Below are 23,925 nucleotides of genomic sequence, written 5' to 3'. Positions count from 1 at the left end.
CGTAGCCGCGACTACTGACGTGCAACCGTTGCCGGCGCTCATAAAGAGCGCTTTCGCCTTTGCAGCAAGCCAGGGTCGGTCGGGAGACTCGATGACCACAGCCGTACTGAAGAACACCTTGCTGATGTTGACCGATCGAGAATTTAGCGAAAGTACCTACGGCTTCGGTTCATTCAACTCGTTGATTCGGTCGCTCGATGATCTCGTCACCTTAGAGGGAACAAGAGCGCCCTTTACCGTCAAACTTGTCACGCCGCCTTCAGCAAGCGCACCGTCAGAAAGCAGCGCTCGCGTGGCCCGTCACAGACCCTCTTCAAATACGGAGCTCGAACACTTGCAGGTTCGAGAGGACCTCTGGCGAGCCGCGTTGGACTATACGAGGCCCGGCGGTTACTGGTGGCTCGGTGGAAAAGCAGTCAGGTCGGAGTCGGATTCCCCACCCGCGGATGGCATCCGGATTCCACAGATAACCCGAGAGGAACTAAACGAAGCACGGAAGCGTTTCGGCGACACTTTCCTCACACCCGAGGAAACCGCAAGGTGGATAACTGACGCTCGCGGATCGATCAAGGCCCTGCCGGCTAAGCGAGCAGAGTGGGCCATCGAGCTCAAGCGGCTTGTGGTTGATCACCTAACGGTTTGGTTTGAAAAATCCCCTGACCTGAACCCCCCAGATGATCTATTCGTCACCAACCTCTCAGGTCGAAGGCCGAGCCGCACACTTGTCGTCACGGAACCTCCCTCTGTGGGCAAAGACGCGAGCAGCCTGTTGGCGTTGGTGCTTGATGTCGTGCGAGCGATGACTGAGGACGAACTCAAGGCCTTGCAGTTACCCGCGTCCGCCGTTTCGCGAGCGCACCTGCGGTGATGGCGCGGGCAAACTTGCCAGCTGACACTGCGCCCGAGGACGACATTGACAAGGACCCGCCTCTGGCTGCGGGATACCGAGATGGTGACAGTCCGAGCGACGTCGACTGGCCGCTCTCAATTTGGCTGGTGAGGGTGCCCGACCCATCTCAGGCGCAGCTCAAGACAGTACAGGCACTGCGCGCTGAGATTGACGAACGAGGGCTTAGTCCCGCGACCGAGGTCGTCGGTGAACTCAAGAACCCTCAGGGCGAACATAGCATCACGGTTCTCAAGGCTTGCGACGTCAAAAGGCTGTACCGGACCGTGCACCGGCGTCGCACAATCGTCCTCGCGACTGGAGGCGTCCGTGTCCAGAACGACCCAAGTGAGCGACCAACACGAAAAGGTAGCCAGCCACTTGAGCACTACGTAAGCCAGAAAGCATCCTTCCAGCTGGTCACGAAGGCCGCCGAGGCTGCGCAAGCGATCGACAACGGTCTCACCTGGTGGCAAAAGCCCCCGGTTCTGCGCTCTTGGGCAGACGAGCCGCGGCTGCTGCCGTCCGTCTGTTTCGCGGGGCTCGACCGCTTCGGTTGCCTAGGAGACCCAGAGATCAGCGACTTCAAAGCTGTTCATACGCGTCCGTGGACCGATAAGCAGGGGAAAGAGTGGGGCATTGCCAAGGCGATGCACACACGGGAGTTGCTCCACGTTGCCGGGACGACCTTACCTCTCGGTTTTCACTGGGATGTTCAGCTGAAGGCAGGCAGGAAGACGCTAGCGAACGGGTGGGAACGATGGGAGGGAGTGATGAACTACGTCAACATTCATCCGAACGCCTTCATCCGTCCGAGCGCGGGTGCAGGCAAGAAGGTGTACGACGGCACCCTCGTTGGCACAACTCAGAGGGAACCTAGAACGCCTTCGCACCGGCGGAAGGGTCGCAAAGGCCGCAGATAGCAGCAATGCCTCGCCAATAAAGGCGAGGCATAGCCAAACGATCGAGTCTTACGTCCCAAGAAGTCGTTGATCTGACGGTGATCGCCCATGGGCCGGAGGTAGCTTTCGGGGATTAAGTATGTTGTTTGGAGCTTTCCCCTGCTCGATCTAGCTCTCCATCAGTCGTCAGCGACTTCGGGGGCGAAGTCACGGACTGAGCCGTACTTCATATCCACGTCGCACGTCCAAAGGCGGGCTTGCTCGGCAGACATCCCGATGGTAGCGCCGTTTTAGAACTTATGCAAAGTGGAGCAGGAGCCCTTGCACTGAACACCACACTGAACTTGCAGGTCAAGCGCCCAGAAGCGCCGAAGTCGTCACACGCGCCGCAAGATGGTCCTCCTCCGGCGCGATGCTTCGATGTCGCTGTTCCGTCCAGGAGGTAGGGGCTATGCGTCACGCCCTGCGGTAAGCCGAAGATGTCGGACCGGACGTCCGTACCACTGTGCGCTCCAGCTCAGGCGAAATAAAGCGTTACCGCACCGCGCCGCGGTTCCTCGCTGAGTAGATTTTACCCGCTTGCGGGGCTTAAGTTGCTCCACCACAGCCGTCCACCCGCGCAAACATGGACACCTGGACGACTCCTGATGCAAGCCGGGCCAAGGGTTTCGCATCCAAACGGATGTTTCAAAAACGACCGTTTTCGGTACATCGGCCTGCCAGGCCGCGGAAGCTTTCCCCACCTGCTGCGACCAAGTCCCAAAACTCATGTTCATTTCTCGCGTTTCATAATACTGGGACGAGATGAGTTCTGTAACATGGCAGTCATGGCCGAGACCCTCGGGTACGCACGCGTATCCACATCCGAGCAAACGACTGCAGGTCAAGAGGACGCACTGCGTGACGCTGGTTGTTACCGCGTGTGGACCGACGTCGCGAGCGGAGCAACGACCGCTCGCCCACAGCTCGATGCCCTCCTCGACGCTCTTCGCCCTGGTGACACCCTTGCGGTGTGGCGGCTTGACCGCTTAGGACGCTCACTTCCCCATCTACTCGAAACTGTGGACATCCTTGAGCAACGAGGTGTGGGCTTTAGGTCCCTCACCGAGTCAATAGACACGACCACCCCCGGCGGCAGACTGATCTTCTCGATCTTCGGTGCACTCGCAGAGTTCGAGCGCAACCTCATCCGCGAACGAACCAACATCGGGCTGAAAGCTGCTCGCGAACGCGGGCGGACTGGAGGGCGACCACCCAAGCTCACGCCCGCCAAGCTGAAGCAAGTGAAAAAAATGCGTGCGGATGGACTGGACCTGAAGGAGATCGCGGGGGTCGTGGGTGTAAGCCGGACCACGCTGTATAGGCATCTCGCAGCCGGCCAAACGACAGGCGAACAACTCCGCCCGACTTAGCATCCAGGATGCGTCCCAATACAGATTGGCGAGTCGGGCCTTCGTAGGCGCATCGTCACAAGCTCTTGTCGGGCAGTTGTCGAACATTTGTCGGGTTGCTTCTGGATGGGCGTGCCCACCGAACAGGCGTTTCAGCGCTATCTGGGCCTCACAGGCAGGCCCGCGGGTGTACCCGTAGACGGTGCCCTGGAGTTCGTCCTTAACTCCCGTACGCGGCACCCTGCTACGAACGACCTGGGCACGCTTGGCGATCTCGCGTACGTCGACCAGCGTCGCTGCGCCTCGGCTCCGAGAAGGATGGGGCCGGGGTGCATAAGTTCTGCAGCACGATCGAACTGCCGCTCACCATGAGTCGATCAGGGAAGGCGGTAGCCGCCGGCCTCCTCCCGCGCCGCTGGAGGCAGGATGGCCACCACCAGATGTCAGCGTTAACGGATTGGAGTCGACGTGGGTTCAGTGCACGAGGTCATCGATGCATTCAGAACGGCCCCCTCAAATTCAGAGCGCGGTACCAAGTTTGAGCGGCTGATGGTTCGTTACTTCCAGCTCGATCCCCTGCTCAGCCAGGAGTACGACCAGGTTTGGCGGTGGATGGACTGGCCCGACCGCGCCGGGAAGCCCGACACTGGCATCGACCTCGTTGCCCGCAACCGCGACACCGGCGATCTAACTGCCGTGCAGTGCAAGTTTTACGAACCCACCCACATGCTCGCGAAGGGCGACATCGACTCATTCTTCACTGCATCCGGGAAAAAGCCGTTCACGAATCGTGTGATCATCTCAACCACCGACAGATGGGGTACGAACGCAGAGGCGGCGCTAGAGAACCAGCAAATCCCAGTGCAACGCATCGGTCTAGCCGAAATCGCCGAGTCACCGATCGACTGGGACATCGCATGGCCACAGGGCGATCTGACGATCAACCTCAGTGAAGCGAAACGCCACGATCCCAGGCAGCACCAGCAGGACGCAATAGATGCTGTATTCGCTGGCTACTCCGCGGGCAACGACCGCGGTAAGTTGATCATGGCGTGCGGGACGGGCAAGACATTCACGGCCCTCAAGGTCGCCGAACAGACTGCATCGGAAACCGGCGGGCACGCACGCATCCTGTTCGCGGTCCCCTCTATCTCGCTGCTGTCCCAGACGTTGCGGGAGTGGACCGCGCAGACCCAACTTCCCCTTCGAGCTTTCGCAGTGTGCTCGGACAACAAGGTCTCTCGGTCTGCCGAGGACTTCAACGTTCACGACGTGGCGATCCCTGTCACCACCGATCCAGCCACGCTCGCGTCGGAGATGGCGCACCGCAAGCGCGCCAAGGGTCTGACGGTCGTGTTCACCACCTACCAATCCCTGCCTGCGGTTGCAGCAGCTCAGGGGCTAGGCGTCGACCCGTTCGATCTGGTGATCTGCGACGAAGCACACCGCACCACCGGAGTCACCTTGTTCGGCGACGACGACTCGAACTTCGTCAAGGTGCACGACGCCGAGTTCCTCAAAGCCGACCGCCGGCTCTACATGACCGCGACACCCCGCATCTTCGATGAGAAGGTGCGCGACAAGGCCGAGGAACACTCTGCTGAGCTGACGTCGATGGACGACGAAGGAACGTACGGCCCCGAGTTCCATCGTCTTTCCTTTGGCGATGCCGTCGAGCGCGGCCTGCTCACCGACTACAAGGTCATCGTTCTCACCGTCGACGAGGAACTCATCGCCTCACCGATGCAGAAACAGCTCGCCGGAAACTTCAGCGAACTCCGACTCGACGACGCCTCCAAGATCGTCGGCTGCTGGAACGGTCTCGCCAAACGCGCCGGACGCACCACCGACGGCGACGGATTCACTCCTGGTGAGCTCCCGATGAAGCGCGCCGTGGCGTTCGCCAAAGACATCGCAGCATCCAAGCAGATCGCCGAGGTCTTTCCTGCCGTCGTCGACGCCTACCGCGAACTGCTCGACGACACCGAAAACGACGGTGAGCACATCGATTCCACCAACCGAGAGCTGACCTGCACGGTCCATCACGTCGACGGCACCTTCAACGCACTGCAACGCAACGAACAACTTTCCTGGCTCAAGGCACCGATCCCCGAAGGCGAATGCCGCATCCTCAGCAACGCCCGGTGCCTCTCCGAAGGTGTCGATGTCCCCGCGCTGGACGCGGTGATGTTCCTTAACCCCCGCAACTCCGTCGTGGACGTGGTGCAGTCAGTCGGACGTGTGATGCGCAAATCCGAGGGCAAGCACTACGGATACATCATTCTGCCCGTCGCCGTCCCCGCCGGAGTCTCCCCATCGGAGGCCCTCTCGAACAATCAGCGCTTCAAGGTCGTCTGGCAGGTCCTCAACGCTTTACGTGCTCACGACGACCGCTTCAACGCCATGGTCAACTCCATCGCCCTCAACGCCAACGCCCCAAAAAAGACTGGCAAAGGCACCGACCGGCTGTTGGGCGGGCACATCGGGCCCACACGCGATGGCGACGAGTCGATCTCGGACGGCACGACCCCCGCCGACCAGCCAACTGGTGACGCTGACAAAACCAGCGGTGAGATGGCGACCCAGATGGCGCTGTTCTCGCTCTCGGAGTGGCAGGAAGCGATTGTCGCGAAGATCGTCGACAAGGTCGGCACTCGCGTCTATTGGGAGCAGTGGGCAGGGGACGTCGCTGAGATTGCCAACGCGCAGATCACCCGCATCAACGCATTACTCGATGGCGCTTCGGCTGACGTCGCTGCGCAGTTCGAGAAATTCCTCACCGGGTTGCGAGACAACCTGAACGACTCCATCTCCCGCGACGACGCCATCAGCATGCTCAGCCAGCACCTGATCACCAAACCGGTGTTCGACGCCCTGTTCGCCGGTCACGACTTCGCCGACCACAACCCGGTGTCGATCGTCATGCAGTCGATGGTCGATGCCCTCGATGATTCCGGTCTTGAAGCTGAGGCGTCGAGCTTGGAGAAGTTCTACGCCTCCGTGCGAGTACGTGCCTCCGAAGTGAACTCGGCCGAAGGCAAGCAACAGGTGATCGCCGAACTGTACGAGCGATTCTTCCGGATCGCGTTCCGGAAGCAGTCCGAGGCGCTGGGCATCGTCTACACCCCGACGGAGATCGTCGACTTCATTCTCCGCACCGCTGACCATGTATCGAACGAGAGCTTCGGGCGCGGCCTCACCGACGAGGGCGTTCACATCCTCGACCCGTTCACCGGCACTGGCACGTTCATCACCCGGTTGATGCAGTCCGGGTTGATCCTGCCGGGCGATTTGGTGCGCAAGTACGCCGGTGAGCTGCACGCCAACGAGATCATGCTGCTCGCGTATTACATAGCGGCGGTCAACATCGAGTCGACGTTCCACGCGCTAACGACCCCTGATGGCGTAGAGGGGCAGTACGTCCCATTCGAGGGCATTATTCTGGCGGACACATTCCAGATCACTGAAGACGGCGACACGATGGACGCCATCATGTTTCCGCAGAACAACTCGCGCATCGAGAAGCAGCTGGCGATGCCGATCAACGTCATCGTCGGCAACCCGCCTTACTCGGTCGGGCAGACCAGCGCTAACGACCTCAACGCCAACATCAAGTACCCCACACTTGACAGTCGCCTGGAGAAGACCTACGTCGCCCGCTCGAAGGGCACCAACAAAAACAGCCTCTATGACTCTTACTACCGCGCCTTCCGTTGGGCAACTGACCGAGTCGGTGATAGCGGCATCGTCGCCTTCGTCTCCAACGGCGGCTGGATCGACGGCAACACCGCCGCCGGTGTCAGGCTGTCCTTCGCCGACGAATACGCAAAGTTGTACGTCTACAACCTTCGAGGCAACCAACGAACCTCGGGTGAACTGTCGCGGCGGGAAGGAGGGAAGGTGTTCGGTGCGGGCAGTCGCTCGACCGTGGCGATCCTGGTGGGTGTCAAAGACGCCACCCGCACCGGACCTTGCGAGATTTACTACCGCGACATTGGCGACTACCTCAGCCGCGAGGAAAAGCTTCGCATCGTCGACAGCGTCCGTATCGACAATATCGAGTGGCAGGACATCAGACCGAACAAGCATGGTGACTGGACGAGTCAACGAGACGAAGAGTTTGGGTCGTGGCCCGTGATCGGTTCACGCGACCGCAACGCCAGCCAGCCACGAATCTTCAGGGCGTTCTCCCGTGGCCTTGAGACTTCTCGCGACGCCTGGGTGTACAACAGCTCACGCAAGACCTTGCTCGACTCCGCGACAGGTCTGATCGCGAACTACAACGACCAACTAGCACCGTTCCAGACCTACTGCGCAGAGCGTTCGATAATGCGCCCGACGGAGGCTACGGTCACCAACTGGCTAGCCGAAACGTCATCCGCCGCTGATGGTTCCCGCATAAAGTGGTCACGCAGTCTCCGGACCCATCTCGCCAGGGGGAGACGGGTCGAGTTCGATCCAACAGGTGTCCGGGTCGGCAGTTACCGACCGATGAATTCACAGTGGTGTTACTTCGACCGCTACCTGAACCATGAGCGGTCGCAGATACCGTCGGTGTTCCCGACAGCCAACCACACCAATATTGGTATTCAGCTCAACGTCGGCGGCACAGCATCACCATTTTGTGGTCTCATGCTCACCTCCATCCCCGATGTAAATTTTTTCGGTCAAGGAGGGCAGTTCTTCCCACGCTGGACATATGAGCAGGTTCAGTCCGACAACGGCCAGGAACTCGAATTCGCTTCATCAGAAGATGATGCCAAGGTCGACGAGTACGGGTATCGACGCGTCGACAACATCACCGACGAAATCCTGACCCTGTATCGCAACCAGCTTGGCCACACGGTCACCAAGGATCGAATCTTCTTATTTGTCTACGGCCAGCTCCACGTCCCAAGCTATCGGGAGACCTACGCTGGCGATCTAAAAAAGATGCTTCCGCATGTTTCAACCCCGGACACCGTCGAGCGGTTCAATAAGCTCGCCGAAGCCGGACGCCGACTCGCAAATCTCCACAAAGATTACGAGACTGCCGAGCCGTACCCCTTGACGGTGGAGGTAAAGGCCGGCGTTGACGCCTCCGACCGTGATACTTGGCGCGTGCAGAAGATGAAGTGGCGCGGCAAGGCCGATCATACTGCCATCGTCTACAACCCAAAGGTAACCATCACGGGCATCCCCGCTGAAGCGGAGGACTACATGCTCGGGTCGCGCTCCGCTCTCGCGTGGATCATCGACCGTTACCAAGTCAAGACCGACGGAGCGTCGGGCATTGTCAACGACCCCAACGATTGGTGCGATGAGCACGATGACCCCACCTATATCGTCGGACTTATCAAACGGGTGACAACAGTGGCAGTGAACACGGTTCGCATCGTTGGTGAGCTCGACGCATGACAAAGTGTGAATATGAGCCCCGTGTTCCCCGCGTAAGGGTCAGTTACATCTTGGACGGGGCACACGGGGCACACCTACTGACTTAGTTCGAGCGGATCGGTGGCGTTCGCTCAGCTTCAACCGGTGGCGTGAGCGTCCATTTGGCGATTCCGTCGCGATTTTTTCCTCCATCGTCTTCAACACCCCAACCGAGTGATCTCATTGCAGGCGCGTTTCGCCTGAGGATGCCAGTCACCGCTCTCGAATTTTTCGGCCAAACGAGCGGCTGCCGCCACGAAATCTCTTCAGGCTGGCAGCGACGCAGCAACTCCGTGGCACCACCGCTGAATGTTGCCGTGATCGTCAACAGGATCCGCTCAATGAACGGATCCGCCGATAGTGTGTCCTGGGCAGACAGGGCGGCTTTGCCAAGATATCTTTCGAGACCCTCCGTTCCGCAGATGCTGTCTACAGCCGCAAGTACCTGAGCGAAGTCAGCCATCCGGGGGTGACTGACCAGTGCAACACTGGGCAGATGTAGGTGGACTTTGGCTGCGAGATCAAGAAGCGCACCAAAGATAATGGGCTTCGTGATCTCCCAAGTGTCGTTCAAGTCTTTTTCGCTTCGTCTCTGACAACTGGGGATGCGAAGCAACTCGGCATTTATGAGGCGCTCCGCGAGATCGCCTCGATGAGCCCCGACATCAATACCGTTCGCAATAACGCAGCGATTGAACTTGACGATGGACAACCCGTCGTCTGTGTACAGCGTGCGCTTCACGTCGCCGTCGCCAGTTGATGCTCGGCACAGCGAGTCCGATAGCCACTCCGGCACCTTCGACAAATTATCCAGCGCTACTACCCAGGAGGCCGATGCCATCAGTGTCCAGGTTTCGGCGTCTCTCGGAGTCTTCTTCAATGGGACAGGTGATGGGTCGATCAGGTCCACAATCTTGCGCGTCGCCGTCGACTTTCCTGACCCTTGTTCAGCGAACAATGCAAGGATCGGCTTTGGGACATCTGGTTGAATCAGTGCGGAGATTAGAAAAGCGATGACCAGCGGTCGATCTTCGACCGCAACGTTAACCGACTCCCAGAGCAGGTCTAACTCACCACCAACACAAGGGTCTACGAAGGGGGCAGACAGGGAGGTCCGACGGAAAAGGACTGGGATATCTCCGCTTGTGCGTGTCCACGTACCGCCTTGGATGACTATCACGGACTCGTCGGCGTCCCCCACGTCCAGGTAGATCGCTTCATCGTGCTCCGCGATCCTGAGATGGACCTCTCGAACAGGGGCGTCCCCTGCCAGGCCCTCCAAAGTAGCGATCGCATCGGTCAGAGCCGCTGAGGGTGCGATCTTCCGCTGACGTTGGAAGTAGACCTTCGCGAGATGCGACCGCAAGCCGGTGGTGCCGCCCCTCATCTGCCGGACTACATGCCCGCCTAATGGCCGTACGTAGGGGCTATCCGCAGGGGTGCGTCCGAGCTCGTACTGATCGAGTGCCATGGCCACTAATAGCGCTGCGATTGAAACGCTGTTAGCGGCGGGCAAACTTGGGGATTCGTTTGTTTGTCCATCGTCGTCGGGGCGTCTGGGCGGCAGTTCGATCAAGTCGTTCCAAGAAAGATCCGCGGGATTGTCAACCGTCTGGTCTTCGGTCATTGGTCGTGCCGCTTTCGTGCAGATTGAAAGACGGATCGGATTTCAGACTCTCCCAGTCCGATCGCGAGCGCGGCTCCACAGAGTGGCGATGTTTCGTACTCCAGACTCATACCAGTCTCGAGGGCGCGACACGCGGCCCAAAAAAGGAGGTTGTTTCGTTCTCCTTCACGAGCGTTCAAAACAGTTTGCACCAAGCCGTAGTTGCCGAAGCTACCGTTGCTGGTATCAAGTTTTCGGGCCCGAGTGGATTTGGCTGGCTTCTCAACTTGGCGGTTAAGCCAAGGTGGGGCCCAGGCGACAACATTGTTTGAGATCCACGTGTAGGTTCTGCCAGACGGGTGCCTTGAGGGCGGGGCCACTACATACCCATTGACGCCGGTCTTGCAATCGATACCGGGCCCAAGAGTGGATCTGCAGCTCCCGTCAACCCAGAACCATAAATGCGCTCCCCCTTGTCCAGTGCGCGCAGTAAGCGTGGGTGGAGTCGGGCCGTATGTTTCGAGGAATCGACGCCATGTGACCAGGCCTGCGTTTTGGACATCAACATCAATCACCACAATCTTGCAGCCGTCTGGTCGCACAGGCGGTCGAAGACCGATGTTCGCGTTCGGAACTTGCGTCCACCATTCGCTGACTTTCGGTACTTCGACGGTCGCATCCAGGAAACCCGCTCCGCCTTCCCTACTCGAAAGAAGTGGCACTTTCGACCGCGGGGCAAGCGGGAAGACACGCAAACCGCCGGACGCGTACGCGATTGCGCTAGACCGCAGCAAGTTCACGAGAACTGAGCGATCAGATTCTTGCCCGTGCGACACCATACGTTCGCGGGCGCGAGCGGCGCTTTCGGCCTTCTTGCTGGACCATAACCAACACGCACAATCAGGCCCGTGTTGCGCGCCTCGCCTACCAAGCGTGCCGACTCGTAGGCATGCTCAGGCTTGGGCAAGTTCTCAGCAAGCTCCGCAAGCACAAATCGATGGTTTCTCGGCAGCCGACGAATTCGCTCGATGCCGGCGCGAATGTATTCTGATTGTTCTGGTCTAATATTGACCACGGTGATCTTTCCTCTCGGATGGTGATCTGGCCCTCGCGGATACCTGCTGTTGACGCAGCAGCGCGGGGGCGTTCGAGGCAAGCACCTTGCTCACCACAGCCGTCAAAATCCCGGTTACAGCCCGTCAGCGCACACCTGCCCCGCCAGACGGGCGGTCGGTTCGACAGAAGCGTTGCCGCTCAACCCAGCCGGTCACGTCTTCCCATCGGTACATGACTTTTCGACTGCCGGTTCTTATGAAGTCGGGCCCGTTTCCTCTATGCCGCATCTGCGCAATTCCTGCAACAGTGGACCCCAAGAACTCGGCAACTTCCAGCGGCGTTGCCAGCCGCGTGCGATTCTCCATGGCTTCTCCTCAGGCTTCGTCGTTCGACGATGCTTGAGACTATGCGTCATCTGGCAGCAGTTGTCAACCTACGTCGACTGACGTAGGTTGGGTGTATGAGCAGTAAGCAGTCGGCGCTCTCGCGTCTGATCGGCCAGAACGCGAAGACCTTCCGGCTAACCGCCAAGATCACCTTGGACGAGTTCGCAGTGTTCGCAAGGCAACACGGGCTGCCTTGGAGCGAATCGCGAGTTGCGGACTTCGAAGCGGGTCGAGCAGCTCCATCCATACCCACCCTTATTGCAGTGTGCATGGCACTGGCCGAAGCCGGGTGCTACGACGTCACCGTGGCAGCGCTTTTGACGACAAATGAGCCAGTCGAGCTCAACGACCGTCTGACGGTTGATGGATCCTTGCTATCAGCTTGGCTTGCCGGGAAACCAGTCGAGCCTCAGCACGTCTCAGATGCAGTAATGAGGCGCGATCTGAGGGTTCCGGTCACCAACAAGGCAGGGAACACGCAGTTGAGGACCGTGCAACGCGAGGCCTCGATCCAGCGGCTCTCCACCGCAGCTACCATTCTCGCCGCCTCGGGAAGCGCGGAGGAACGGGCGCGTAAAAAACTCGGCCTGTCCAAACGAGGTCTTGCAGAAGTTTGTGCTGTGACGTGGGGGCGAAGCTTCTCTCAGGAGCGTGATGCGCGTGCTGGCGACGGAGCCAACGCACAGCGTCGGGGCAGCATCACCCGCCAGCTCCAGTCGGAACTACAAGAAATTCTCGACCGTGGCGACGATAGGTAGTTACACAACTGCCGGCGGAAAGCGCTACCGCGTGCGATACCGGACGCCCGACCGAAAGCAAACGGACAAGAGGGGCTTCAAGACCAAACGCGATGCTCAAGCCTTCCTCGCTACGGTCGAAGTCGAGAAAATGCGCGGTGAATATGTCCCGTACAAGCTCGGCGTCGTCTCAGTCAGCGAGATCGGCAGCGTATGGCTCTACCGCAAGCAGTCCGACGTAAAGCCGTCGACTTTCAAGTCGATCGAGACAGCCTGGCGTGTTCATGTCGAGCCTCGCTGGGGAACGACCCGACTGACTGACATCGACCTCGATTCCGTCGAGCGATGGATTGCGGACCTCACGCGCTCCGGCAAGGGTGCGACGGTCGTCATCCGCGCTTACGGCGTCTTGGCCGGAGTGCTCGACTCGGCGGTGAAATCGAAGCGGCTCGCGAAGAACCCGGCACGCGGCGTCGAGAACCTGCCTCGAAAGCAGCCCAAGGCACACGTCTACCTCTCTCACGCCGAGGTTGCCGAGCTCGCCGCTGCAGCCGGCCAGCATCGCGTCCTGGTCCTCGTGCTTGCATACTGCGGCGTGCGGTGGGGTGAGGCGATCGGGCTTCGCGTGCGCCACCTTGATCTGCCGCGGCGACGTCTCAACATTGTCGAAAACGCCGTTCAGGTCGAACAGCAGATCCACGTTGGAACCCCGAAGTCCCACAAGTCCCGCGCCGTACCGGTACCTGGCTTTCTCGTCGAAGAGCTGGCGCGTCTCTGCGAGGGCAAGGGACTTCACGACCTGGTGTTTCCGGGCCGCGGAGGAGACTATCTGCGGCGCTCGGTGTCGTCGACAGGATGGTTCACACGGGCCGTGGCCAAGTCTGCGGTTCCTCGGCTCACCCCGCACGATCTGCGCCACACTGCAGCGAGTCTGGCTATCAGCGCGGGTGTCAACGTGAAGGCGCTGCAGCGGATGCTCGGGCACGCGTCTGCGGCGATGACGCTCGACGTATACGCGGACCTGTTCGACGACGATCTCGATGCCGTTGGAGTGGCGCTGGATCACGCGGCCTTATCGCAGAGTGTGGGCAAAGAATGGGCAGACGGCAGACCGACGGTCACAATCCCGATAGAGAAAATGCCCTGAACTGCACCTTTCGGTGAGTTCAGAGCAAATACTCGTTGCGGAAGCGGAGGGATTTGAACCCCCGGACGCTTTCACACGTCTCTCGCTTTCAAGGCGAGTGCATTGGGCCGCTCTGCCACGCTTCCGCGATCGATACTAGTGGTCTCCCGCGAGCAGTCGTCGATCGACCTTCTCGAACACCTCGGCCATCGTCGCGAGTTCGTCGGCCGTGAGCAGATCGATCAGGCATCGCCGTACCGCGGCGACGTGCGACGGTGCCGCTGCGGCCAGGCGGGCACGTCCGTCGTCCGTGATGACGGCCAGGACACCGCGCCCGTCCTCGTCGCAGGTATCTCGAACCACCAAGCCCTGCTCCTGCATTCGGCGGATCTGGTGCGTGAGCCGACTCCTCGACGAGAGCACGCCGTCGGCGAGCAGGCTCATCCGCAGCGAACCGTCGGGAGCCTCGCTCAGTCGCACCAGGATGCGGTACTCGGCCAGGGTCAGGCCTTCTCGCGTGTGCAGGTCGCGGTTCAGGGTGTCCATGAGGCGGTAGTCGGCATCGATGAACGCGCGCCACGCGCGGGCCTCCGCCTCGTTCAACCAGGCCACCGGCGGGGCCGCGGTCTGTGACTCCTCGGGACGCGCACTGTGAACGACCATGACGGAAGGCTAGACCGCGGTGACCCCCGCGCGTGCCGACCTGCGCATCTTCAGGACCGGTACAGAATCGACCCGTCCACCTCGGTGACCGACGACAGCCCGGCCAGTCCCATGGTGATGTCGAGGTCGCCCAGCAGGCACCGCAGCGCATGGACGACACCCTCCCGGCCCCCGAGTCCCAGGCCGTACACCCACGGCCGCCCGTAGAACACCGCGTCGGCGCCGAGGGCCAGCGCGACCACCACGTCGGCGCCGGAGCGGACACCGGAATCGAGCAACACGGTCGCGTGATCCCCGACGGCCGCGGCGACGGGTTCGAGCGCGTCGAGCGCGGCGATCGAGTTGTCCACCTGTCGCCCACCGTGATTGGAGACGACGACGCCGTCGGCACCCGCGTCGACGACGGCACGGGCGTCGTCGGGGTGCAGGATCCCCTTGACCACGACGGGCAGATGCGTCCACTCACGCACCCGCGCGACGTCGGACGGGCGGAGCGTGTGGTTGCCGAACATGCCGACCCAGGTGAGCACCGCGATCTGCAGCGCCTCGGCACTCTCCTCGGGAGGCGACGCCAGGCGTGAGCGAAAGACCGGATCGGACAGGTAGTTCGCGATGCCCTCGGCGCGGAGGAAGGGCAGATGACCGAGCGTGAGATCGCGCGGACGCCACCCGATGCCGGGGGTGTCCGCCGTGACGACGATGACCTTCGCTCCCGCCGCGGTGGCACGACGCACCAGTGACTCCGCGACGCCGTCGTCCGACGGCCAGTACAGCTGGTACCACCAGTTCTCGCCGGACTCCGCCGCGACGTCCTCGAGTGGGGTGGACGACGCGGTGGACAGCACCGAGCCGATCCCCAGCTCGGCGGCGGCCGACCCGACGGCGGGTTCCGCCGCGGGGTGCACCATGCCGAGGACGCCGATGGGCGCGGTGAGCACCGGTGCGGCGAGGGTGGTCCCCAGCACGGTCACCGACAGGTCGCGGGCGTCCGGTGCGCTGGCCCCGCGCCACATCCGGGGAACGATCCTGCGGGAGCCGAACGCGTCGACGTTCCCACGCGCCGTGCGTTCCGTGGAGGCACTCCCGGCGATGTACGCGAAGGCGGCCGCGGACAGCGTCTCGCGCGCCCGCTCCTCGAGACCGTCGGCCGTCATCGGCAGGTCGGGGGTCGTGCCGCCGAGCCCGGTCAGGTAGATCTCGTTCTGGAAGTTGCCGAAAGTGCTCACACGCAAACGCTAGCGAACGCGCACGCCCGGCAACACGATTTCACGCTGGTGAGCGTCACATGTCCGGCAGGATGGCGCCATGCCGGATCCCTATGTCGCCTCCCCCGACCGCTACGACACCGACCGCCCGACCGCGATGCCCTACCGCCGTACCGGTGAGAGCGGACTGAAGCTGCCCGCCATCTCGCTGGGGCTGTGGCACAACTTCGGTGACGACGTACCGCTCGCCACGCAGCGGGCCGTGCTCCGTCGCGCGTTCGACCTCGGCATCACCCACTTCGATCTCGCCAACAACTACGGGCCGCCGTACGGCAGCGCGGAGATCAACTTCGGCCGTATCCTGCGGGAGGACTTCGGGCCGTACCGCGACGAGCTGGTCATCTCGACGAAGGCGGGGTGGGACATGTGGCCGGGCCCGTACGGCTTCGGCGGGTCGCGCAAGTACCTGCTGAGCTCACTGGACCGCTCACTCGAGCGCATGGGGCTCGACAGCGTCGACGTCTTCTACAGCCACCGCCCCGACAAGGACACACCCGTCGAGGAGACCGCGGGCGCGCTGGTCAGTGCCGTCGAGCAGGGCAAGGCGCGCTACGTGGGCATCAGCTCGTACTCGGCGGCGCGCACCCGCCAGATGGCGGCACTGCTGTCCGATGCGGGAGTGCCACTGCTGATCCACCAGCCGAGTTACTCGATGCTCAATCGCTGGATCGAGTCCGATCTACTGCCGGCCGTCGACGAGCTGGGAGTCGGCGTGATCGCGTTCTCCCCTCTCGCGCAGGGCATGCTGACCGACAAGTACCTCGGCGGCATCCCCGACGAGTCGCGCGCGGCACAGGGGAAGTCGTTCGATCCCGAGTGGCTGACCGAGGACATGCGCGGGCATCTGAACGCGCTGAACGACATCGCCGCGGCGCGGGGGCAGTCGCTCGCCCAGATGTCGTTGGCGTGGGCGCTGCGGGACCCGCGGGTCACGACGGTGCTGATCGGCGCCTCGTCCGTCGAGCAGCTCGACGACAACGTGGGTGCACTCGCGCAACTCCTATTCGACGACGACGAACTGAGCCGCATCGACGAGCACGCCAAGGAGTCCGGCATCAACCTGTGGGAAGAGCCGTCACGGATCTGATCCGACACCGGCACGACACCGGCACGACAGTGCCGTGACAGCGGAGCGGTGCACGCTGAGCGCATGCAACCAGCCATCGAAGCAGACAACCTCGTCAAGAACTTCGGCCGACAGCGCGCGGTGGACGGCGTCAGCCTGACCGTTCCCCGCGGCGCGGTCTACGGAGTTCTCGGACCCAACGGAGCGGGAAAGACCACCACGGTCCGCATGCTCGCCACCCTGCTGCGCCCGGACGGCGGCAGCGCACGGGTGTTCGGCCACGACGTCGTCGCGGAGCCCACGGCCGTGCGTTCCCTGGTCGGCGTGACGGGCCAGTACGCGTCGGTCGACGAAGACCTCACCGCAACGGAGAATCTCGTCGTGTTCTCCCGACTGCTCGGCCTCGGCCGTGCCGAGAGCCGACGACGTGCGAACGACCTTCTCGAGGAGTTCGCCCTCACCGAGGCCGCGTCGAAGCCGTTGAAGAATTTCTCCGGAGGAATGCGGCGGCGACTCGACCTGGCCGCGAGCCTCATCTCGACACCTCCGCTGCTGTTCCTGGACGAACCCACCACCGGCCTCGACCCTCGCACGCGCGTACAGATGTGGGACACCATCCGCCGACTCGTGTCCGAGGGCACGACGGTCCTGCTGACCACCCAGTACCTCGACGAGGCCGATCAGCTGTGCGACCGCATCGCCGTCATCGACCGGGGACGCGTCATCGCCGACGGCACGGCCGACAGTCTGAAGGCGTCGGTGGGAACGTCCACGATGACTCTGGTGATCGCCGACCCCGGACGCACCGAGGAGGCACGTGTCCTGGTCAGCACCCGCCTCGGTCTCGACGCGTCCGCGGCCACCGGATCGGGCCGCGTCACGGCGCCAATGAAGGATGCCTCGGCGACACCGGACATTCTGATCTCGTTGCGGGACATCGGGATCGACGTCGCCGAGATCACCGTCGCCAAACCCAGCCTCGACGAGGTCTTCATGTCCATCACCGGTCGGCCCGACTCCGCGGCCGCCACATCCGAGGAGAACGCCGCATGACCACCACCCTGACCAGCCCCACCTCGGCGCCCAGCTTCGTCGACGCCCCGGTCGAGCGGATCTCCGTCTCGATGTCCGCTCGCCACACCGTCACGATGGCGTATCGAGGTCTGCTCAAGCTGAAGCACAACCCGGAGCAACTGTTCGACGTCGTCTTCGTTCCGGTCGTCTTCACCTTGATGTTCACCTACATCTTCGGCGGTGCCATCTCCGGCGACATCGCGAGCTACCTGCCGGTCATCATTCCCGGAATCCTGGTCCAGACGGTCATCACCACGTCGATCGTCACCGGCACGCAACTCCGTGAGGACATGGACAAGGGCGTCTTCGACCGGTTCAAAGCCCTTCCGATCGCACGTATCTCACCGCTGGCGGGCGCACTGCTCGCCGACGTCGTCCGGTACGTCATCGCCACCGTCATCACGTTCTCCACAGGTTTCGCCATGGGCTACCGACCCGAGGGCGCTGCGGTAGGAGTTGCGCTCGCCGGCGGCCTGGTGATCGTGTGCGCATGGTCGATCAGCTGGATCTTCGCCTTGATGGGTGTCCTGATGAGCAAGGCGTCCGCCGTGCAGGGCGTGTCGATGTTGATCCTCTTCCCGTTGACCTTCCTGTCGAACGCCTTCGTCCCGGTGGACACCATGCCCGGATGGCTTCAGGCCTTCGTGAACGTGAACCCGGTTTCCCAGGTGGTCACCGCGGTGCGCGAACTCGCCGGAACCGGCCACGCCGGAATCCATGTGGTGTGGTCGCTGCTGGGCGCGGCGATCATCGTTCTGGTCGTCGCTCCACTCACCGTGCGCACCTACATGCGTAAGGCCTGATCCGTCAGCGCGGCCAGGATCGACTCCGCTGCGGCGGCCCGGGTGCGGGGCCGCCGCAGCAGGGCCGTCTCCACCGCGTCGATGCCGAGCACTCGGCGCGCCAGACCCAGATGCAGGTCGATCGTCATCGACGGGAAGTCCTGTCGCGCCGCGACGGACGTCGCAGCGGCCAGAAGAATCGGTCCTTCGTGCGATCGCCCGCAGGCGATCAGATACGACCCCACGGCGCAGGCCACGGCACCGAGCTGAGGAAGATCCCCTCGCGCCAGAGCACTGCGGGGAGCGCAGACGCGGGTGCGGATCCACCGAACCAGATCCTCCACCCTGCCATGATCGCCGTGCAGCACATGCGCATCCACGCAGGCGCAGGCCAACATCACGGCGTACGGATCTCCGATGTCGTCCCACCCCGACCGGCACTGCTCGGCGGCGTCCCGATACAGCGCCAGACCGGTGGACACATCTCCTCCACGCAGCATCGCCTCGGCCCGAGTTCCGAAAACCGTGGCTCGCGTCTGATGCCTCATCGCCTCGTCGGACGCGACCACCGCAAGCCCCGTGGTGATGCGATCGCCGTGCCCGAAATCCGACAGCAGAGCCAACCCGTCACCGACGCGGTCCGCGGCGACGAGAGACGCAGCGGCGAAGGTCCGCGTCTGAACACTCTCCTCGTACGCGTGGAGGCGCCAGAGCAACTGCGCCCCGTGGAGATAGAACTCGGCGGCCTGCTCGTGCCTCCCGGTCTGCCCGTGGATACTCCCCAGTGACTGAGCAGCCTGAGCCATGCCCCACAGATCGTCGGCATCGTGCGAGATGGACGCCGCGGCGCGAAGATCGCGTTCCGCGCCGTACAGGTCACCGCGGTTCTCCCGCAGCGATCCGCGCAACATCAGCGCGGTACCTCGAATCTCCGGGTCTGCAGATCTGACCGCCTCCGCGAGCACCCTCGCCAGCCCTGTGCCGTCGGCGCGGTGCAGGAGCAGCATCGCCGGGAACCGCAGGGCCGGAGATGTTCCCGGTCTGGCCCGCAGAACGCGTCGCAACGCGGTGCGCGCGCGGGCCGCCTGCCGGGGCGAGCCTCCGTATCCCAGGTGCGACGCCATGAAGACGTAGGCGAACACGACGATGTCGTCGGGGACACCGCGGGGATCGACATCGGTCGCATCGAGAAGGCGCACCGACCAATTGACGACTTCCGAGTGCGCACCCCGCACAGACCACAGGTAGGCAAGAGCGGGGAAGATCGTGAAGACGTCGGACCAGCGCTGTTCGACCGCCGCGATACGGAGCACTGCCAGCAGATTGTCGTGCTCGGCGTCGATCGCCGGAACGACCGCGTTGCGGTTGCCGTTCCGATGCAGTTCGAGGGCCTGCCGTGCGACGGACGAGGCCCACGCGACCATCGCGTCGGTGACCGCGTCGCGCTCGGCGGGGTCGCGTGCCAGGTGCTCCTCGCCGAATTCGCGGACGGTCTCGAGCATGTGGAATCTCATCCCGTCCGACTCGTCCACCGTGAGCAACGAGTGCTCCACCAGACCGTCCACCGCGTCGTCGATGCGGTCACCCGGCTCGAACTCGGCTACCGCCCGCGCAGCATGCGAGGTGATGCCGGCAGGAAAGCGGCACAACCGTCGGAGCGCACGGCGCTGACCGTCGTCGAGCAGTTGCCAACTCCAGTCGATGACGGCATGCAGCGTCCGATGCCGCTCCGGTCGAGTCCGATCCTTGCTGCGCAACAACGAGAATCGATCGGCCACCGCGTTGTCGATCTCCTCGATGCTCATCGACCGAGCACGCGCCGCGGCCAATTCGATGGCCAACGGCAGACCGTCGAGACGGGTGCACAACCGTGCGATCCTGTCCGGGTCGATCACGACGGTCGGTCGTACCGCCCGCGCACGGGCGATGAACAGATCGGTGGCCGGTGAACCGCCCGCATCGACGACCAACGGCGGAAGGGGGTAGATCGACTCGGCAGCGACACCCAGCGGCGTTCGAGACGTCGTCAGGATGCGCACCAGATCGCTCGCCCCGATCACTTCGTCCACCACGCCGGCCACATCGGTCGACACGTGTTCGCAGTTGTCCAGGATCATCAGCAGAGGACGCGATGCCAGCGCGTCCCGAAGCCGGTCACGCGCGGAATGGACAGGACCGATGGGCAAGGACCCCATCACGACGTCCGCCTCGTTCAGTCCCAGGGTTCCACTGATGGCGGCGACCACGTCGTCTCCACTCCGCAGAGGTGCCAACTCGACGACGACAACCGGAACCCGTTGTGTCGCACGACGACCGATCTCGTGAGCCAGGCGCGTCTTGCCACTTCCGCCGGGACCGGTGACGGTCACCAGTCGCGCCCTCGACAGCAGGCTCTCCACCGCCGCGATGTCGTCCGTCCGGCCCACGAGCTCGGTGGAGGCGTGACGGACTCCCACCACCGGGTAGCCCGACAGCGCGACCGGCTCGACCGGAACTGTCGCGCCGAGCAGATCGGCATGCAGTGCCGCGACGACCGGCGACGGATCTATGCCCCACCGATCTGCCAGCAGCTCACGGAGTTCGGCGAACACGGCGATCGCATCGGCCGTGCGACCCGCGGCGTGCAGCGCACTCATCATCGACGACGCCGCGGTCTCGTCGGCACGGTCGCGGTGCCAGCGTCGGCGTGCGATCTCGATCGCGGACGCGTGGTCACCGACATCCGACGACGCAGCCACGGCGATCGAGTCCAGCGTGTCGCGGATGTCTGCCGCAGCCTTCGCGACGTCGGCCGCCACGGTGCTGTCGCCCAGATCACCTCCGGGCTCGCCTCGCCACAGCGCGACCGCGTCGGCAACCGTGTCGAGTGCTTCCGCAGGTTTCAGGGACGATGCCGACGCGGCGAGCATCTGGGCTCGCCACAGGTCGACGTCGTTCGAATCGAGTGAGAGGCGGTACCCGGCCGGTCCTGTCTCGATCATCGGTGCCACCGACCGCAGACGCGAGACCTGGGTCTGCACGGCGGACTTCGGCGACTCCGGTCCGCCGTCGGGCCAGAGTTCGTCGATGATCGTCGACACCGAGACGAACTTGCCGGGAGTCATCGCGAGAAGCGCCAGCAGTGTCCGCGCTCGCAGACCCGGCACACCCGAGAACTGCGTACCGACGCGGATGCGGACGTCACCCAGCAGGCCCACCACCGGTTGTCCGATGCCGGGCCGCACGTCGTTCGCATCGTCTCGTCCGGTCACCGAGTCGAATGGTATGACCTCGTCGCAACTCACGCCCCGCGGCATACCATCGACCCTGTGCATGCGATCACACTGACCGAATACGGCGACCCCGATGTCATGGTCTGGAGCGAGGTACCCGATCCCGTACCGGGGCCGGGAGAAGTCCTGATCTCCATCGCGGCGTCCGCCGTCAACCGCGCCGATCTGCAGCAACGGCAGGGCAACTACCCGCCGCCATCCGGCGCCACCGACATCCTCGGGCTCGAGTGCTCCGGTGTGATCGCCGACGTCGGTGCGGACGTCACCTCGTGGAAGGTCGGCGACCGGGTCTGCGCGCTGCTCGCGGGCGGTGGCTACGCCGAGCAGGTGGTGGTGCCGGCCGGACAGGTGCTGCCCGTTCCCGACGGGCTCGACCTGCACGTGGCCGCATCGCTGCCCGAGGTCGCGTGCACGGTGTGGTCCAACGTCGTCATGTACGCCGGCTTGTCCGCCGGGGACACGTTGTTGATCCACGGCGGTGGCAGCGGCATCGGCACGCACGCCATCCAGGTGGCGAAGGCCCTCGGCGCGCGCGTCGCGGTGACCGCCGGCTCGGCGGAGAAGCTCGAGATCTGCCGATCGTTCGGCGCGGACATCCTCATCGACTACAAGACCTCGGACTTCACCGAGGAGTTACGGTCCGCGACGGACGGGCACGGAGCCGACGTCATTCTCGACAACATGGGCGCGAAGTACCTCTCTCCCAACATCTCTGCGCTCGCGATGGACGGCCGCCTGGTCACGATCGGCATGCAGGGCGGCCGGGTGGCCGAGTTCGACTTCGGCGCGCTGATGGCCAAGCGCGGCAGTGTGCACTGCGCCGGGTTGCGGGCGCGCCCCCTCACCGGCCCGGGCGGCAAGGCCGACATCGTGCGCCAGGTGCGCGAGCACGTGTGGCCGATGATCGCCGACGGTGCCGTCGTGCCCGTCGTGCACGCGGAGGTGCCGGTGTCGGACGCACCGCAGGCTCATCGCATGCTGGACGACCACGCCACGGTGGGCAAGGTGATCCTGCGCGTCCGCTGACGGGCGCGGGTCAGGTCAGCGTCTCGAGAACCGTGACGAGCTGGTCGATCTCGTGCCGCGTCGTGTACGGCGCCAGCCCCACCGTGATCGCGCCACCGGCATCGGCGACACCCAGCGACTCGAGCAGGCGGCTGCCGCCGTGCAGGCCACCGACCACGTCGATCCTGTTGTCCGCCAGTCGCGCCGCCACCTTGTCGGAGTCGACGCCGTCCACGCTGATGCTCAGGCACGGGATGCGGCTGGACGCCTGACCGATGGCCATGACGTGCGGCAGTGCCGCCACACGTTCCTGCAGGTACGCGAAGAGCCGATCCTGATAGTCCTGCAGCGAGCCGATGGACATCTCGAGACGCTGTCGACGTGTCCCGCTCGCGTTCTCGTCGAGGGCGGCGAGACAGTCGACGGACGCGGTCATCCCCGCGAGCAGTGAGTAGTGCAGACCGGCGACCTCGAGCCGCGCCGGACCCTTCGCATCGGTGTCGAGCGCCTGCGACGGCAACCGGTCGAGCAGCTCGGGGTCTCGGAACACCAGCGCTCCGACGCGAGGCCCACCCCAGGCCGCGGCGTTGACGGCGACGACGTCCGCCCGGAGTTCCTCGATGTCGAGCACCGCGTAGGGGGCCGCACCCACCGCGTCGACGACCAGCAGCCCGCCGGCGTCGTGCACGAGGTCGGCGGCGACACGGACGTCGGGGGCCGACCCCACCACCGTCGACGCCGCGGTCAGCGCGACGAGCCGAGTGTTCGCCGCGATGAGTTCCCCGAACTGCCAACTGGGGAGCTCGCACGTCTCGATGTCCACCTCGGCCCACTGCACCTGGGCGCCGTACCGATTGGCGATGCGCAGCCACGGTGCCACGTTCGCCTCGTCGTCCAGCCGGGACAGGACGATGCCCGTACCGAGGCCGAGACGCGTGCTGAGGGCTTCCGCGAGAGCGGTCAGGAGGATGCCGTGGTCCGGACCGAGGACCACGCCCTCGGGGGTTCCACCGACCAGATCTGCGACGGCCTGCCGAGCGTCGTCGGCGACCTTCGCGCTGCGCTGCGCGTAGGGGTGCCGACCGATGTGCGTCGATGCGGTCCCGCGGAAGGTGGTGGACACGGCCGTGGCCACCCGGTCGGGGATCTGCATGCCCAGCTGCGGATCGAGGTGGATCCAGCCGTCGCCGAGCGAGGGAAACAGCCCTCGTACGCGGGCGACGTCGTAGGTCATGCCGCACACTCTAGGCGCCGACGGCGACAGGGCGGGCACGCACGGGCACGCCCCGGACC

Annotated in this window: 16 protein-coding genes and 1 tRNA gene; 10 read left to right on the top strand and 7 right to left on the bottom strand. The window is 63.6% G+C overall.

The genetic code is table 11. The features are described 5' to 3' along the window. Window positions 1-91 precede the first annotated feature (91 nt). The 4 genes from HQ314_RS15555 (at window position 92) to HQ314_RS15540 (ending at window position 8,576) form a co-directional block, all read left to right on the top strand. Window positions 92-868 carry a hypothetical protein gene (locus tag HQ314_RS15555; protein ID WP_222650552.1) on the top strand — a complete coding sequence of 259 codons (777 nt, stop codon included), beginning with the start codon at window positions 92-94 and terminating at the stop codon, window positions 866-868. After that, on the top strand, window positions 865-1,809 hold the full coding sequence (locus HQ314_RS15550; protein ID WP_222650551.1) for a hypothetical protein: 945 nt from the start codon (window positions 865-867) through the stop codon (window positions 1,807-1,809). Before HQ314_RS15555 ends, HQ314_RS15550 begins: the two co-directional genes overlap by 4 nt. 806 nt (window positions 1,810-2,615) lie before the next feature. Beyond that, entirely contained in the window at window positions 2,616-3,200 is a 585-nt protein-coding gene (locus HQ314_RS15545) for a recombinase family protein (RefSeq protein WP_222650550.1), read from the top strand. Between the two features lie 447 nt (window positions 3,201-3,647). Next, window positions 3,648-8,576, top strand: a complete 4,929-nt coding sequence (locus HQ314_RS15540) for a DEAD/DEAH box helicase (protein WP_222650549.1) — start codon at window positions 3,648-3,650, stop codon at window positions 8,574-8,576. Between the two features lie 82 nt (window positions 8,577-8,658). Here the strand turns inward: HQ314_RS15540 and HQ314_RS15535 are convergent, their stop codons facing one another. Next, the gene (locus HQ314_RS15535) at window positions 8,659-10,221 is read right to left on the bottom strand and encodes an ATP-binding protein (RefSeq protein WP_222650548.1); all 1,563 of its coding nucleotides are present in this window, start codon (window positions 10,219-10,221) and stop codon (window positions 8,659-8,661) included. After that, window positions 10,218-11,039, bottom strand: coding sequence for a bifunctional DNA primase/polymerase (locus tag HQ314_RS21870; protein ID WP_374197842.1), 822 nt, complete (start codon window positions 11,037-11,039; stop codon window positions 10,218-10,220). The genes HQ314_RS15535 and HQ314_RS21870 overlap by 4 nt, the downstream gene beginning before the upstream one ends. Before the next feature lie 677 nt (window positions 11,040-11,716). Between HQ314_RS21870 and HQ314_RS15525 the strand changes: the two genes are divergently transcribed. Further along, window positions 11,717-12,400, top strand: coding sequence for a helix-turn-helix domain-containing protein (locus HQ314_RS15525; protein ID WP_222650546.1), 684 nt, complete (start codon window positions 11,717-11,719; stop codon window positions 12,398-12,400). Then, window positions 12,384-13,526: a tyrosine-type recombinase/integrase gene (locus tag HQ314_RS15520; RefSeq protein ID WP_222650810.1), complete on the top strand. Its 1,143-nt coding sequence runs from the start codon at window positions 12,384-12,386 to the stop codon at window positions 13,524-13,526. The genes HQ314_RS15525 and HQ314_RS15520 overlap by 17 nt, the downstream gene beginning before the upstream one ends. 38 nt (window positions 13,527-13,564) lie before the next feature. On the opposite strand, the gene HQ314_RS15515 is transcribed toward HQ314_RS15520, so the two are convergent. The 3 genes from HQ314_RS15515 to HQ314_RS15505 form a co-directional block, all read right to left on the bottom strand. Next, window positions 13,565-13,651: transfer RNA gene (locus HQ314_RS15515), tRNA-Ser, on the bottom strand. A gap of 10 nt (window positions 13,652-13,661) precedes the next feature. Beyond that, entirely contained in the window at window positions 13,662-14,168 is a 507-nt protein-coding gene (locus tag HQ314_RS15510; protein ID WP_051613546.1) for a MarR family winged helix-turn-helix transcriptional regulator, read from the bottom strand. A 50-nt stretch (window positions 14,169-14,218) separates the two neighbouring features. Next, window positions 14,219-15,394 (bottom strand): alpha-hydroxy-acid oxidizing protein, encoded by a 1,176-nt coding sequence (locus HQ314_RS15505; RefSeq protein WP_308119437.1) that lies wholly within the window; start codon window positions 15,392-15,394, stop codon window positions 14,219-14,221. A gap of 79 nt (window positions 15,395-15,473) precedes the next feature. On the opposite strand from HQ314_RS15505, the gene mgrA reads away from it, so the two are divergent. The 3 genes from mgrA (at window position 15,474) to HQ314_RS15490 (ending at window position 18,376) form a co-directional block, all read left to right on the top strand. Continuing rightward, window positions 15,474-16,520, top strand: a complete 1,047-nt coding sequence (gene mgrA / locus HQ314_RS15500) for an L-glyceraldehyde 3-phosphate reductase (RefSeq protein WP_222650545.1) — start codon at window positions 15,474-15,476, stop codon at window positions 16,518-16,520. Window positions 16,521-16,583: 63 nt separating this feature from the next. After that, on the top strand, window positions 16,584-17,552 hold the full coding sequence (locus HQ314_RS15495; RefSeq protein ID WP_037186508.1) for a daunorubicin resistance protein DrrA family ABC transporter ATP-binding protein: 969 nt from the start codon (window positions 16,584-16,586) through the stop codon (window positions 17,550-17,552). Then, entirely contained in the window at window positions 17,549-18,376 is an 828-nt protein-coding gene (locus tag HQ314_RS15490; RefSeq protein ID WP_222650544.1) for an ABC transporter permease, read from the top strand. The genes HQ314_RS15495 and HQ314_RS15490 overlap by 4 nt, the downstream gene beginning before the upstream one ends. Here HQ314_RS15490 and HQ314_RS15485 read toward each other — a convergent pair. Beyond that, a complete protein-coding gene (locus tag HQ314_RS15485) occupies window positions 18,358-21,606 on the bottom strand; it encodes a BTAD domain-containing putative transcriptional regulator (protein WP_222650543.1) in 3,249 nt (1,082 codons plus the stop codon). The two genes, HQ314_RS15490 and HQ314_RS15485, sit on opposite strands and share 19 nt — an antisense overlap. Before the next feature lie 57 nt (window positions 21,607-21,663). Between HQ314_RS15485 and HQ314_RS15480 the strand changes: the two genes are divergently transcribed. Beyond that, a complete protein-coding gene (locus HQ314_RS15480; protein ID WP_222650542.1) occupies window positions 21,664-22,653 on the top strand; it encodes an NAD(P)H-quinone oxidoreductase in 990 nt (329 codons plus the stop codon). A 10-nt stretch (window positions 22,654-22,663) separates the two neighbouring features. On the opposite strand, the gene HQ314_RS15475 is transcribed toward HQ314_RS15480, so the two are convergent. After that, complete coding sequence (locus tag HQ314_RS15475; RefSeq protein WP_222647512.1) at window positions 22,664-23,866, bottom strand: cysteine desulfurase-like protein; 1,203 nt, start codon at window positions 23,864-23,866, stop codon at window positions 22,664-22,666. Window positions 23,867-23,925: the final 59 nt, after the last annotated feature.

The sequence above is a fragment of the Rhodococcus sp. BP-332 genome (assembly GCF_019836065.1).
Taxonomy (GTDB): Bacteria; Actinomycetota; Actinomycetes; order Mycobacteriales; family Mycobacteriaceae; genus Rhodococcoides.
This window is presented reverse-complemented; position numbering and strand designations above follow the sequence as displayed.

Bases quoted from the DNA above. Each gene is read 5' to 3' on its own strand.
- HQ314_RS15555 (WP_222650552.1), top strand. From the start codon at position 92: ATGACCACAGCCGTACTGAAGAACACCTTGCTGATGTTGACCGATCGA.
- HQ314_RS15545 (WP_222650550.1), top strand. From the start codon at position 2,616: ATGGCCGAGACCCTCGGGTACGCACGCGTATCCACATCCGAGCAAACG.
- HQ314_RS15535 (WP_222650548.1), bottom strand. From the start codon at position 10,221: ATGACCGAAGACCAGACGGTTGACAATCCCGCGGATCTTTCTTGGAAC.
- HQ314_RS21870 (WP_374197842.1), bottom strand. From the start codon at position 11,039: ATGGTGTCGCACGGGCAAGAATCTGATCGCTCAGTTCTCGTGAACTTG.
- HQ314_RS15525 (WP_222650546.1), top strand. From the start codon at position 11,717: ATGAGCAGTAAGCAGTCGGCGCTCTCGCGTCTGATCGGCCAGAACGCG.
- HQ314_RS15510 (WP_051613546.1), bottom strand. From the start codon at position 14,168: ATGGTCGTTCACAGTGCGCGTCCCGAGGAGTCACAGACCGCGGCCCCG.
- mgrA (WP_222650545.1), top strand. From the start codon at position 15,474: ATGCCGGATCCCTATGTCGCCTCCCCCGACCGCTACGACACCGACCGC.
- HQ314_RS15495 (WP_037186508.1), top strand. From the start codon at position 16,584: ATGCAACCAGCCATCGAAGCAGACAACCTCGTCAAGAACTTCGGCCGA.
- HQ314_RS15490 (WP_222650544.1), top strand. From the start codon at position 17,549: ATGACCACCACCCTGACCAGCCCCACCTCGGCGCCCAGCTTCGTCGAC.
- HQ314_RS15475 (WP_222647512.1), bottom strand. From the start codon at position 23,866: ATGACCTACGACGTCGCCCGCGTACGAGGGCTGTTTCCCTCGCTCGGC.